This is a genomic window from Paenibacillus taichungensis, from assembly GCF_050994985.1.
GTDB lineage: Bacteria > Bacillota > Bacilli > Paenibacillales > Paenibacillaceae > Paenibacillus > Paenibacillus taichungensis.
In genome coordinates, this window is the sequence record NZ_CP194720.1 from 1,957,321 (window position 1) to 1,971,336 (window position 14,016).

Below are 14,016 nucleotides of genomic sequence, written 5' to 3' on the forward strand. Positions count from 1 at the left end.
CAGCAGAAAGGAGGAACAAATATGTTCAAAGCGTCAAGGATTCGGGAATCGTATGGTGACCGTTTGTTTCTAGTCGGTGTCTATACTTTTTTGATCGTGGTGACGATTGTCGTCCTTTTTCCGCTCATCTTTATCATTTCATCATCGTTTAGCTCACCGCAAGCCGTCGTATCCGGCAAGGTGTGGCTGTTGCCCGTCGACTTTACGCTGGAAGGTTATAAAGCGGTGTTTCGAAATCCACAAATCATCTTCGGTTACTTGAACTCGCTCTATTATACTGTCATAGGTACAGCAGTTAACGTTGCTTTAACTGTTATGCTTGCTTATCCGCTCGCCAGAAAAACGTTCTACGGCCGTAATTTCATCATGGTCATTCTAGTCATAACGATGATGTTCGAAGGAGGGCTTATCCCCTTATATCTCGTAGTAAAAAACCTTCATATCCTCGATACACGTTGGGCGATGATTTTGCCAGGAGCCATGGCGGTGTTTCAAGTGATTGTTGCTCGGACCTTTTTTCAGACCACGATTCCCGAGGAAATTGCGGAAGCTGCCGAACTCGATGGCTGTAGTGACATCCGGTTCATTACCAGTATGGTAATTCCGCTCTCCAAACCCATTTTGGCTGTGCTGACGCTGATGTATGCTGTGGGCCACTGGAATGCCTACTTCGATGCATTGATTTTCCTAAAATCTCCTGATTTGTTCCCGTTACAGATCGTGTTGCGTAATATTCTTATTCTGAACTCGATCGATCCGACCATGGTGACCAATGTTGATCAGATGTTGGCGCAGCAAGGATTGAAGGACTTGCTTAAATATTCGCTTATCGTTGTCGCAAGCGCACCTGTCCTGATCATTTATCCGTTCGTGCAGAAGCACTTTGTTAAAGGTGTCATGATCGGTTCATTAAAAGGATAGTGACGGGCAGGTAGCTTAACTTGCATTTAAGGAGGTGAGGGGTTGAAGACCAGATAGAATGCTTCTGTAATTGAAATTTATGTTCGATAAATGGGAGGGGTCATAACTATGAAAACATGGAAAAAGTCATTCTCTTGCGTCCTCGGGGCTGCACTCTGTTTATCATTCGTCTTGAGCGCCTGTAGCGGGGATTCGAGCACAACTACGAATACATCTTCTGCTAGTGCACCGGAAGCAAGCGACGTGTTTACGCCCGTTGGAGAATATCCGATTGTCAAAACGCCCATGACGATCAAAATGTTTGCTCCACAGTACGCCGTCATAGAGAATATGGAAACCAATACATTCACGAAATACCTCCAAGACAAGACGAATATTCATATAAAATGGGATCTCGTACCCGAAAAAGCGCTAAACGACCGCAAACAATTGATGCTGGCGAGCGGTGATTATCCTGAAGTCATTTTGCATGGCAGCTTAACCAAAGAAGAGCAGATGAAGTACGGCAAAGAGGGTGTGTTTATTCCACTGAACGACTTGATTGATAAATATGCGCCTAACTTCAAAAAAGCAATGGCTGAACTGCCGTACCTTGAAAGTTCTATCACTTCACCGGACGGCAACATTTATGCACTTCCGCAAGTGAACGAGTGCTATCACTGCAACTATGCACAGAAGCTATGGATCAATCAGTCTTGGCTGGATAAGCTTGGGTTGAAAATGCCGTCAACAACGGACGAGTTTTATGAAGTGCTAAAAGCTTTTAAAGAAAATGATCCGAACGGTAATGGGATAAAAGACGAAATCCCGCTTACCGGCGCTGACGACATGTGGGCAGGGAACGTCGCTTCCTTTTTGATGAATTCGTTCATCATCGACGATCAGGTGGACAAAGACAACGGGACTTTTCTCCAGGTAAAGGACGGCAAAGTGGATTTCGTTGCCAATAAGGAAGAATGGAAGCAGGGGTTATTGTACCTGAAAAAGCTCTATACGGAAGGCCTGATCGATCCAGCATCATTCACACAAAACTCCGATGCCATCCAGCAGTTGGGCAACCGTCAAGACGCAAATGTGATTGGCAGCATTACAACTGCTTTAATCAGTTACGCCCACAGCCCAGATGACAAACACCCACGTCATAAAGAGTATGTCACTGTGCCTCCCCTCAAAGGACCGAACGGTGTGCAGCAAGCAGGATACTTTGCGGGAGTAAGTGTGTCGCAGATGGCTATTACGAACAAAGCGACCGATGAACAGAAAATCGCCGCAATCCGTTTGGCCGACTACTTATATACAGAAGAAGCCATTGTGAATCAAGAGCGCGGTCCGGAAGGCGAAGGATGGCGCAAAGCGGAGGAAGGCGAGCTGGGTATGGACGGCAAACCGGCAACTTATGCAATTATTTCTGATGGTGAAACCAAAATTACGTATAACGATCGCTGGGATCAGCTTGGACCGTCGCTCCGCACATACCAGTATCGTGACTCATGGGCAGCTCTGCAGGATCCGCTTGCTGAAGGCGCGTACGAGGTTCGTCTGAAGCGTGAATCAGCCAAATATGAGCCGTTCCAATCGAAGGAGAATTATCCGTCCAGCGTATTCATAGCATTGGAAGACACTCAGGTTGCGGCTCAACTGAAAACATCAATCCGAGATTACGTCAAGTCGAACATGGCTCAGTTCATTACGGGCAGCAAGGACATCGAGAAAGAATGGGATTCTTATGTAAAAGGTCTGGATGGTCTGCAGCTTGGTCAGTATATAGAAATTTATCAGAAGGCAATTGATACGAAATAATTCAAAATTTTCCCTGAATAATTCTACCTTCAAGTCTGAACTGGAGGAGGACCTGGAGGATTTCAGATTAGACTCGGAGGTGCAGATTGGAATGAACTGTGGTTTGCAAAACATGTTCTATAAGTATATGTGGTCGTCCAATTGGTGGAATCAGGGACGTGAAGACACGCAGGTGAAACACTTGGAACTTCGCTGCTGTAAAAATGACAGCGCCGCCTTTCAGGCATTGGTCAGCTCAGATCAAGAGGATATGCTCGTTACGATAAACCGGGATGCATTGTTATGGAAGGGCGGGCCGATCAAAATCGTGCGCTGCGAGGTGGAAACGGATGCTCCCTGCAAGATCGATCTTCAGCTTATCGGGTTGATAGAGGACGATAATCGCGTTATGACTTCAGATGTTCTGCTGGATGAACCCTATCAATGTCTTAGGAAGCGTCAGATCCAACCTTTGTGGGTGGAGCTTCATGCCGATGATTCCGTTGTAAGCGGTCAATATGAAGGCAAGCTGAAATTCTACACGCATACGATGTTCGAGGATGAGGTTTTGGAGAAAGAACTGACGTTTCGTTTAACGATCAGTGAACAAGTGCTGCCAGAGCCTCAAAATTATACGTTCGTTTTGGACTTGTGGCAGCATAACTGTAATATTGCAAGAAAATATGATGTTTCCTATTGGTCCGATGAACATTTCATGCTTCTTGATTCGTATCTTCACAGCTTGTCTCAGCTCGGACAAAAGGCGTTGACGCTTGTTGTTTCAGAGGAGCCATGGAGCGGACAACGATCATTTATCGATGCTGAGCCATCCGACTTGAATGAATATAGTATCGTTCAAATCGTGAGACGGAGCGACGGTCGATTTGACTATGATTTTACGAACTTGGATCGGTATGTTGAGATAGGAGAGAAGCACGGAATATGCAAAGAAATAGAAGTATTCGGCTTGATCAATATTTGGAAGCATGAGGATGAAGGGTTCGGGGGAGTTGTGGATGATTATCCCGATGCCATTCGCGTCCGCTATTATGATGAAGAAACCGGGAGCTATATGTTTATCCGAAATAAATCAGATCTTAGTGCTTATATTGTGGCATTAGAGCAGCATTTTATCTCGAAAAAGTGGATGGACCGCGTTCGCGTTGTTGCGGATGAACCGGCTGATATCAGCTTATTTGAGGAAAGTTTAGCATGCTTACGCGAGATGGCGCCATCATTCCGCTATAAAGCAGCAATCAATCATACCGAGTTTATTCGTAAACATATCGAAGGAATCGTTGATTATGTGCCTGTCCTTGACTGTGCTGCAGAGGAATTTGAACAGCTAGAGCAATTAAGAAAGGACGTGAAGGGGACATTTACGTTTTACGTTTGCTGCTCGCCAGATAAACCCAATACGTTCCTCAGTTCGCCGTCGATTGAGTCTCGGGTGATCCCTTGGCTCGCAGAAAAGCTGAAATTGGATGGCTTTCTACGGTGGAATTATACCGTGTGGCCCGACAAGCCACTGGAGAGGCTTTCCTATCGTCCTATGATATGGAAGGCTGGGGATACGAATTTCGTTTACCCGGGAAAAAGGGGCAAACCGCTGCTTTCACTGCGTTATAAGTGGCTGCAGCGAGGCATCCGCGATTACGAATATATGCAGATAGCAAAGCAGAATGGACAGGAAGAGCAGGTTGAAAAGATTCTCCAGCGAGTATTTCGATTCGATCATCCGAGAGACCTTGCACCCTCCTCTGGCAAAACGGCCATGTTGTTATACAGTTTTAATATCGAGGACTACGATCGATTATATGAGATTGAGAACGGACAAACAGAATGAACAGCGGTATTTTAAACAATGGGATGAGAAAGGTGTGATCATATGAATCTTGTTCAAAAATTAACGCCATCAGCCAAACAACTTGCTTTTCAAAAATGGGAGTTTGGATTGTTTCTTCATTTCGGACTTCGCACTTTTTATGAAGGATATGTCGATTTCGATGAAAGGCAGATGGATCCGGCCGCTTTCAATCCTGTTGACTTAGACTGTGAGCAGTGGATCCGGTCGGCCAAAGAAGCCGGAATGAACTATGCTGTGTTAACTGCGAAGCACCATGACGGCTTTTCCAATTGGCCTTCCGACTATAGTCGATTTAGTGTGGCGGCTTCTCACTGGAAGTATGGGCAAGGGGATGTCGTACGCGAATTTGTTGATGCTTGCCGCAAATATGATATGAAACCCGGCTTGTACTATTCACCGTATGATGGTTCAGCTGATTATTACACCCAAGATGCGAAGGCCTACGACGATTATTTCGTCAATCAAATCACAGAGTTGCTCACGCAATATGGTGACATCGATATTCTATGGTTTGACGGTTGTGGCTCTGAGGGACATTCATATGATTGGGAACGTATTATTGATGAAATTCGCCGCTTGCAGCCTCATATTTTAATTTTTAATATGGGTGACCCCGACTTTCGGTGGGTTGGGAACGAGGATGGTATTGCACCTATTCCATGCTGGAATGAAGTGGACTCAACGGAGTTTTCGATTTTGACAGAAAAGAAAGAGCAATTGGTTGAACACCTATGGCTGCCAGCGGAATGTGACGTCCAAATTAGGGGAGATTGGTTTTATAGCGATAGCAATGAACTTACCCTGAAAAGTACGGAAGAACTTATGGGCATTTATTATCATTCCGTTGGCCGTGGTGCAAACCTGCTCCTGAATATTGGACCGGATCGCAACGGTCTGCTTCCACAGAAAGACGTAGAGAGACTGTTGGAATTCGGATCGGAAATTCGCCGTTTCGAACATCCATTTGCAACAATCGAGCAATGCAGAAGAATTGAAAAATCGTGGGTTTACGAGACAGAGGTGCCCCAGTTGCTCGACCACGTTATCATCCAAGAGGATCTTACAGCTGGTGAAAATATACGAAGCTTCAAGATTGACATCATTACTCAAAAGTCAAGACGACCTGTGACCATTTATGAAGGGCAGCATATAGGTCATAAGGCGATTATTCGTATCCCTGCGATCAAAATCCGCGGTGTTATTGTTGAAATCACCGAAAGTGACCAAGAGGCAGCACTTCAGGAACTAACCTTCCATCATGTTGGGAGCGGGACTCCAAGTCCATTAAGCTAAAGCAATATGACAAAAAATAAGAAACAGCAACCGGACGTGGTCGCTGTTTCTTATTTTCCATCCAAATGAATTCAAATCAAAATATTATGCTGTATCAAGACTTGTGATGTTCGTTATCTTTTGCATTGAGTGAAGCAATCAGTTTCTCGCCTTCGACATCAAGGTTGGGCAGAATACGGTCGAGCCATTTCGGAAGCGCCCACGCTTTATTACCGAAAATAGCCATGATGGCTGGGACCAATCCCATTCGAATAATGAAAGCATCGATCAAGATTCCTACAGCTAATGTAAAACCAATTTGTTTGATCATGACATCATCCGTGAAAATAAACCCTGCAAAAACAGAAACCATAATTACAGCGGCTCCTACTACGACACGACTCACCTGTTTGTAACCGTGAACGACGGATTCAGTCCCACGATGACCATGAACATACGATTCCCGCATGGAGCTGACAAGGAAAACCTGATAATCCATTGCGAGTCCATAAAGGATACCCGTGACAATAATCGGCATAAAACTTAGCAGCGGACCACCTGTATCGAAGCCGAAGAGAGAGTGGAGCCAGCCCCACTGAAACACAGCTGTCGTGATCCCGAACGTAGCAAGAATACTAAGAAGAAAGCCGATGGTTGCTTTGATTGGTACGATAATTGAACGGAATACCAAGAGTAGAATGATAAGGGACAACAGAATAATAATTCCTACATATATAGGGAATACCTCTGCCAGCTTAGTCGACATATCAATATTTACGGCAGTGAATCCGGTAACTCCAAGTTTAACGTCATACGTCTGTGCAATACCCGACTCAGAAGAACGTAAATCATTTACCAGATTTTTGGTTGTTTTATCGTTAGGGCCAGTTTCAGGAATCAGACTAAAAATAGCCATATCCTCAGTCATGCCTAAAGGTGACACCTGAGCAACATTCTTTTGACTTTGAAGTTCTTTCACAAGATTGCCTAAGAGTTCTGGAGAGACCGGCGTTGAAGAATCCTTGGGCTCAGCGACCAGAATAAGTGGTCCGTTAAAGCCTTCTCCAAATCCTTCGGATATTGCATCATAACTTTGTCTTGCAGCCGTGTCCAGATTCGCTGAGGAAGCTCCAGGAATGCCCATCTCCATTTTCGTAATCGGAATTGCTGCGACACCAAGAAGTACGATGATGGTGACAATTGTGGCCCAACGATATTTGATAACGAATTTAACCCATTTGTCAGCTACGCCACGATCACCCGCTTTGTTAGACTTAGCGCTTTTCTCACGAGCTTTAGGCGAACAGATACGCTCACCCACCAACCCGAGCAGCGCTGGTAAAAGGGTTAAGGCAACAAATACGTTGATGAGTACGGTTGCAGCAGCTACCAATGCCATCGTTGATAAAAACGTAAGACCGATTACTAGCATACCGCATAGAGCTACGATAACCGTCAAACCTGCAAAAAATACAGCACTGCCCGATGTACCAATAGCTCTGGCAGCAGCTTCTTGTGCACTCAGACGTTGATCGATAATCATTCGGCGTTGACGATTTACAATGAATAGAGCGTAATCGATTCCAACTGCTAGTCCAACCATAAGAGCCAAAACCGAAGTGACACTAGGCATTTCAATGAATTTCGAAATGGAGAATGCTCCGCCCACTCCGATGCCGACACCAAGAAGTGCAGTTACAAGAGGCAGTCCTGCCGCTACAACGGATCCAAGTGTGGCCAGCAAAACAATCGCGGCAATAACAAGTCCAACGATTTCAGCGGATCCTACACCGATGGATACGGTTTTAAGTGTTTCGCCTGGGAGGACCGTAATATGGGTTCCTTTCTCAACAGTCATGACGGAATCTATAACAGAGTCAAAAACATCCTGCGTGATAGCAGACTGCTCAATGGTAAACTGGAATTGGAATAAAGCAATTCTGCCGTCGGGAGAGAGAAGGACACCAGGCACTGGAACACCATCCACCATCAGAGGACCATAGGAGGGAGCAGCCACTGTTGCAGACTGATCGGTACTGGCAGCCTGAGCCATCTCAGCAGTTGCGCCGCTGGCTTCAGCAGCATAATCAGCTGGGTTAATGACATCTTTTATCCCGTAAACATCATTAACACCCTTTGTGATCGCTGCCAATCGTTCTGGCGTATCTAGACGCTCGTTTGGAGGTGCTTCAAACACAACACTTCCTTGACCGCCTGAGGCCGCAGGTAATTCTTTAGCTAACTGGTCCAGAACTTTTTGAGATTCTGTGCCTTCAATCTTCATTTCGGAACTGATATGCACACCATTCACACTGATCATCGAGACGACAATTCCTAAAATTAAAATCCATCCGAGTATAAAGTACCCCGGTTTGCGAAAAGCGGTTTTCCCCACTCTATATAATAATGTAGACATATCTTTATTTTTACACTCCCTCTATGGTGAATATGGATTGCTACAGTATTAGAATCCTTTGCGCAAATGACCAAACATGTTTTCTAAAAACTCATCGAACAATACAGCCCCTGTTCTTTGGGGGTCACTTATGTTTTGTCCTGGTAACAGCACATTAAGTCTTCCGTCAATTAATGGAAGAATGGTTCCGTAGACTGCGTTTATAAGTAGATAAGTATATACCTCGTCATTTTTCCCGTTTGATAAGTCTAATAATGTCTCTTGAGCAGTCGTCTGCATTTGATGTACTACTCCAAGGAAATGCGGTTCGAGAACAGGATATTTTTGGGAAAGCAACAGAAGTTCACGCAACCTTCCAATAAGATCTGTTGTAAGTTGCATCTGGATAAGTTGATACAGAACGTCAAGTAAGGAGGCATCTGATGGAATTCTGGTGAGCAATTGTTCAAACTCACTAGTGTTATTAACTGAAGTAGCTCCCATGGCTACTGCTTCTTCCTTGCAAGTGAAATAGTTTGCGAAAGTTCTTCTGGAATAACCGGCTTTTTGCACGATATCTTCGACAACAAAACCGTCCAACCCATGTTCAAGTGCTAGTTCAAATGCTGTAGTCGCTAGCGCTTTTTCAGTGGCTTCTTTTTTTAGATGTCGCAAGGTTTGCTTGGCCATCAGATGCGTACACCTCCACATGCATGCTTCTGGAGAAAATAACTCTCTCGATAGTAGATTGTTTTCATTTGGTATTCACTCAACTCCTTAGCATTTACTCGAAATTATCATAACTTTAATTTGCCCATTGTGCAAATTTACTCAAGAGGCAAATTTATTGATAGGGTTGATTGAGAAATTAACCACCTAATAAATTCCATAAGAAAAAGAGAAAAAAGACAAAGAACGGAGGATAAGATTCCCCGTCTTTGTCTCTAAATGAAATTAAACTAATCTGTTGGTATAAATAACAATAAATCATTTGCTGATCTTGAATGAAAATAATCCATAAATGACATCATAAAGAAGTAGTATAACTCTAATTTTCCAGAGGAGGAGATCTTTTATGGCTCTACAGAAGAAAAGGCAGGAAGCTGCTTGGAAGTCACGAAAGGAAGAACAGCATCCTCATGGCAAAATCAAATCGCTTAAACAATTATCAAGCGAATATGATGAGAAACATACTACGATTTAATGAATGACTGCCTGTGAATTTTGCGGGCAGTCGTCACCACAACTGCCGCAAATATTAACCTGTAAAGTCGCTAATTTAGCGGCTATTTTTGTGTTATTTTTTCCAGATCCCCTGAAATTTAAAAGTTCATCGGTATAATCATTCCAAATTGTCCCCCACATAATGAAAAGAATGAATATGTGTTTTGGATAGTTCGATCACGTTCTTGATAAACATATCACGTGATTCGCGAAAATTGCTTAATATCCAATTGTTCAATATTCCAAAAAAGCCGTAAGCCGTATAGTACTTAAAATACTCCATGTTAACAGGGGAATCGTTGATCGTCTCGAAGATAAACTGCTCCTCATAGATTTTCAGGATTGTCTGAGGAAAACCTGTATGTAGTCCTGGTAAGGTGTCATCATATCGAATCAATTCGAAGAAGTCTCGATTTTCATAGATATAATCGATGATTTGAAAGGATTCAAAATTAAGCTTGTTGGTGTAGACCTTTTGACCATGCGAATATGGCTTGCCTACGGCGAGTCTCAGACCTTCGAGCTTCGTATTCAACAATTCTTCGGCGAGCACGAATTTATCTTGGTAGTGTAAGTAAAAAGTACTGCGATTATAACCTGCCTGATCAACGATGTCTTTGACAGAGATGGCATGATAACCTTTTTTCTTAATGAGCTGGATCAGAGCGCTTTTAAGATGTTCTTCTGTTCGATTGCGCTGTTGAGATTTCAAAATTTGTTCATCATTCATACATAAAAACTCCTATAAAAATAGACATTGTTTCACCAAGTGTCTATGTAGTAGACATATCATCATATCTTAATGATTGGATTGTTACAATTTTAAGCATACAATTATATTTGTAAACGTCATATAGCACTTATGCGAATAGGTGCTATTCAAAATAGTATACTGGAGGATTTAATCATGGGCAAACTTCAAGACAAAGTGGCAGTTATTACGGGAGGGGCATCCGGAATCGGCGCAGCGACAGCACGCTTATTCGTTTCAGAAGGAGCCAAAGTGGTTTTGGTGGACCTGAATGAAGAAAAAGGTCAGGCGTTTGAGCAAGAACTGAAAGCGCTTAAAGCTGATGCTCTGTTTTTTAAAGCAAACATCACGAGTGAACAAGAGGTTGCTGAGATTTTCAAAAAAACCGTAGAGGTTTTCGGTAAAGTGGATATCGTATTTAACAATGCAGGAATCGGGCGTGTTCATCCTTCGCATGAGCTTGAATATGCTGAATGGCGCAATACGGTGAATGTAGATCTGGATGGCGTATTCTTGGTCGCACGTGAAGCGATCCGAGAAATGCTCAAAATTGGCGGTGGGACTATCGTCAACACGGCTTCCATGTACGGATGGGTTGGTTCACCTGGTTCTGCAGCCTACAATGCAGCAAAAGGTGGCGTTGTGAATCTGACTCGTTCGCTCGCGCTGGAGTATGCTGAGAAAAATATTCGGGTGAACGCACTTTGCCCAGGATTCATCGATACACCGATTATTCCAGAAGAGAGCAAACAGGCTCTTTCTTCGGCAACACCAATGAAGCGGCTCGGTCAAGCGGATGAAATGGCCAAAGCCGTACTGTTCCTAGCTAGCGACGATTCATCCTATATGACAGGAAATAGCCTGATCGTTGATGGAGGATACACCGCCCAATAAGAGGATTAAATTTTCAGAAAATGAATGGATGAACATATTGAAAGCCGCAGATTGCGGCTTTTTTCCGTCCAGATATTTGCAAAAATTGATACATATGCTATGTTTACAATGAAAGCGCCATCATGAGTAAACAGAGGGATCATTCTTTATCATATTTTAAAATGGGAAGGAAGATGATGATGAAGATTTTGCTCAAAAAGACAGGCGTATTAATGCTGGCATTAACTCTGCTTCTTGGATTGATGACAGTACCCGTTCACGCAGATTCACCACTTTTCACGATCGAAAGCGAAAACGCTTTACTTTCCTCCGATCTTCAAGTGACGACAGAAATTTACGGACAACCCAAGCCTGGATTTTCTGGAAGTGGATTTGTCTGGATGCAAAATTCCGGCACGATAACCTTCACTGTAACTGTCCCCGAAACAGGCATGTATGCAATTTCCACTCGATACATGCAGGAGCTAAGTGCTGACGGCCGACTTCAATATCTATCCGTTAATGGTGTTACCAAGGGCTCATATATGCTGCCATACACAACAACATGGTCTGATTTCAATTTTGGTTATCAGAAGCTGAATCAGGGAAGCAACACGATTCAATTGAAGGCTGGTTGGGGCTTCGCTTATTTCGACACCTTCACTGTGGACTATGCCAATCTTGATCCCCTGGATGTTCAGCCTGTCCTTACTGATTCTCAAGCCACACCGGAAACACAACTTCTGATGAATTATTTAACGGAGGTTTATGGCAATCATATTATCTCAGGTCAACAGGAGATATACGGTGGTGGAAACGATGGCGATACGGAGTTGGAGTTTGATTGGATTCATAATTTAACCGGAAAGTATCCGGCTATCCGTGGATTTGATTTTATGAACTATAATCCGCTCTACGGATGGGAAGACGGTACAACCGATCGTATGATCGATTGGGTGAATAACCGGGAAGGAATTGCGACAGCTTCCTGGCATATCAATGTGCCCCGAAATTTCACGACCTACCAGCTTGGGGATCAGGTGGATTGGAAAGAGGCTACTTACAAACCAACAGAAACCAATTTTAATACAGCCAACGCCGTAATTCCTGGTACGAAGGAATATCAATACGTAATGAGTACGATTGATGATCTGGCGGAACAACTGCTGATTCTGCAAGATAACAATGTGCCCATTCTTTTCCGTCCTTATCATGAGGCGGAGGGCAATGGTGGGTTGAATGGGGAAGGCGCCTGGTTCTGGTGGGCTTCCGCAGGTGCAGATGTGTACAAACAACTGTGGGATATGCTCTACACTGAACTTACAGAAACATACGGTTTGCACAACTTGATTTGGACTTACAATAGTTACGTGTATAACACTTCTCCTGCATGGTACCCTGGTGACGATCAGGTAGATATTGTCGGTTATGATAAATACAATACAATCTACAACCGGAATGACGGTTTGTCCGGCGTACCAAATGAGGATGCCATTACCTCGATCTTTTATCAACTGGTTGATCTAACGGACGGCAAGAAAATGGTGGCCATGACGGAGAACGATACCGTCCCAAGTGTACAGAATCTGACAGAGGAAAAATCGGGATGGCTCTACTTCTGCCCGTGGTATGGAGAGCATCTCATGAGTTCAGCCTTTAATTATCCGGCAACTCTGAAAACGCTTTATCAAAGTGATTATGTCATTACGCTGGATGAACTGCCTAATTTGAAGGTTAACAATCCAACATCAAACGCGTCTCTCACACCTACAACCGTTGAGTTTGACAAACACACGCCCAATCCAAGCGACAAGGCCATTACCGTGAACTTTAACGGTAATAGGTTAACCGGTCTACGGATAGGTACCTCTGCATTGACTGCAAATCAGGATTACACGTTAAGCGGAAGTACGTTGCTGCTGAAAAAAGAATTTTTGGCCGGACTGTCAGTTGGCGAACATTCCATCGTTTTTGATTTTAATCAAGGGCAAGATCCTGTATTAAAAGTTAAAATTGTTGATTCAACACCTAGCACAAGTGCTGTAATTTCGCCCGTGAATACAGCTTTTGATAAAGCAGCGAATCTAGCGCAGGATGTTTCCTTGACCCTTACCTTAAACGGAAAACAGCTTACAAGCATAACGAATGGAAATTATACACTTGTATCGGGCCAGGATTATACGGCATCAAGCGCTGCCATCGTTCTGCGCAAATCTTACCTTTCCACGCTGCCGCTAAGCCAAAATACGATAACGTTTCATTTTAACGGAGGAAATAACGCTGTTCTTACAGTCAACGTCTTGGACAGCAGTGTTACTGCACCCTCTGGGGCTTTGACAATCCAAGCTTTTAACGGTAATACAAGTGAGTCCACCAACGGAATCTCACCTAAATTCAAAGTGGTCAATACCGGTAATTCGGCGATTCAATTAAGTGATGTAAAGCTCCGGTATTACTATACAATTGACGGTGAAGAAGCGCAGAGTTTCTGGTCTGACTGGGCCAGTATCGGGAGTGCAAATGTAACCAGCAAATTCGTTAAATTGGCATCGCCGGTTGCGGGAGCGGATTATGTTTTGGAAGTTGGTTTTACGAATTCTGCCGGAACGCTTAATGCCGGACAAAGCGCTGAAATTCAAGCACGGTTCTCCAAAAATAACTGGTCCAATTACAACCAGGCTAACGATTATTCGTTTAAGGCGTCCAGTACGCAGTTCGCAAACCATGAACAGGTTACCGGGTATATCAATGGTCAACTGGCGTGGGGGATTGAGCCGTAAGAATGCAATCATAACAAAGGTTGGAGCGGGGATATCCCTGTTCCAGCCTATTTCTGTTGGGATGGATGATTGCCGCGAGAAACGAATATAAAGAGGAGTATACGAAAGGAACATGTTATGATAGGGATGATGCTAATTTTTCAGAAGGAGATCA

Annotated in this window: 10 protein-coding genes; 7 read left to right on the forward strand and 3 right to left on the reverse strand. The window is 43.8% G+C overall.

The window, feature by feature from the left end; genetic code table 11:
* The first annotated feature begins 21 nt into the window (after nucleotides 1–21).
* From ACR1R9_RS09080 to ACR1R9_RS09095, 4 genes are all read left to right on the forward strand, one after another.
* Entirely contained in the window at nucleotides 22–921 is a 900-nt protein-coding gene (locus tag ACR1R9_RS09080; RefSeq protein WP_099856147.1) for a carbohydrate ABC transporter permease, read from the forward strand.
* A gap of 108 nt (nucleotides 922–1,029) precedes the next feature.
* Nucleotides 1,030–2,721, forward strand: coding sequence for an ABC transporter substrate-binding protein (locus ACR1R9_RS09085; RefSeq protein WP_099856145.1), 1,692 nt, complete (start codon nucleotides 1,030–1,032; stop codon nucleotides 2,719–2,721).
* Nucleotides 2,722–2,833: 112 nt separating this feature from the next.
* Complete coding sequence (locus ACR1R9_RS09090; protein ID WP_433956432.1) at nucleotides 2,834–4,546, forward strand: DUF4091 domain-containing protein; 1,713 nt, start codon at nucleotides 2,834–2,836, stop codon at nucleotides 4,544–4,546.
* A gap of 42 nt (nucleotides 4,547–4,588) precedes the next feature.
* A complete protein-coding gene (locus tag ACR1R9_RS09095; RefSeq protein WP_433921278.1) occupies nucleotides 4,589–5,860 on the forward strand; it encodes an alpha-L-fucosidase in 1,272 nt (423 codons plus the stop codon).
* Nucleotides 5,861–5,954: 94 nt separating this feature from the next.
* Here ACR1R9_RS09095 and ACR1R9_RS09100 read toward each other — a convergent pair whose 3' ends face one another.
* Nucleotides 5,955–8,255, reverse strand: a complete 2,301-nt coding sequence (locus tag ACR1R9_RS09100) for an MMPL family transporter (protein ID WP_433921277.1) — start codon at nucleotides 8,253–8,255, stop codon at nucleotides 5,955–5,957.
* 48 nt (nucleotides 8,256–8,303) lie between these two features.
* Nucleotides 8,304–8,924 carry a TetR/AcrR family transcriptional regulator gene (locus tag ACR1R9_RS09105; protein ID WP_433921276.1) on the reverse strand — a complete coding sequence of 207 codons (621 nt, stop codon included), beginning with the start codon at nucleotides 8,922–8,924 and terminating at the stop codon, nucleotides 8,304–8,306.
* 385 nt (nucleotides 8,925–9,309) lie between these two features.
* Here ACR1R9_RS09105 and ACR1R9_RS09110 point away from each other — a divergent pair, with 385 nt between their 5' ends.
* Entirely contained in the window at nucleotides 9,310–9,438 is a 129-nt protein-coding gene (locus tag ACR1R9_RS09110) for a DUF6254 family protein (RefSeq protein WP_433921275.1), read from the forward strand.
* A 138-nt stretch (nucleotides 9,439–9,576) separates the two neighbouring features.
* Here the strand turns inward: ACR1R9_RS09110 and ACR1R9_RS09115 are convergent, their stop codons facing one another.
* A complete protein-coding gene (locus tag ACR1R9_RS09115) occupies nucleotides 9,577–10,188 on the reverse strand; it encodes a TetR/AcrR family transcriptional regulator (protein ID WP_076289225.1) in 612 nt (203 codons plus the stop codon).
* Between the two features lie 177 nt (nucleotides 10,189–10,365).
* Between ACR1R9_RS09115 and ACR1R9_RS09120 the strand changes: the two genes are divergently transcribed.
* Both ACR1R9_RS09120 and ACR1R9_RS09125 read left to right on the forward strand, forming a co-directional pair.
* Nucleotides 10,366–11,103 carry an SDR family NAD(P)-dependent oxidoreductase gene (locus ACR1R9_RS09120; RefSeq protein WP_072733222.1) on the forward strand — a complete coding sequence of 246 codons (738 nt, stop codon included), beginning with the start codon at nucleotides 10,366–10,368 and terminating at the stop codon, nucleotides 11,101–11,103.
* Between the two features lie 179 nt (nucleotides 11,104–11,282).
* Nucleotides 11,283–13,862 (forward strand): glycosyl hydrolase, encoded by a 2,580-nt coding sequence (locus ACR1R9_RS09125; RefSeq protein WP_433923745.1) that lies wholly within the window; start codon nucleotides 11,283–11,285, stop codon nucleotides 13,860–13,862.
* The last annotated feature ends 154 nt before the right edge of the window (nucleotides 13,863–14,016 follow it).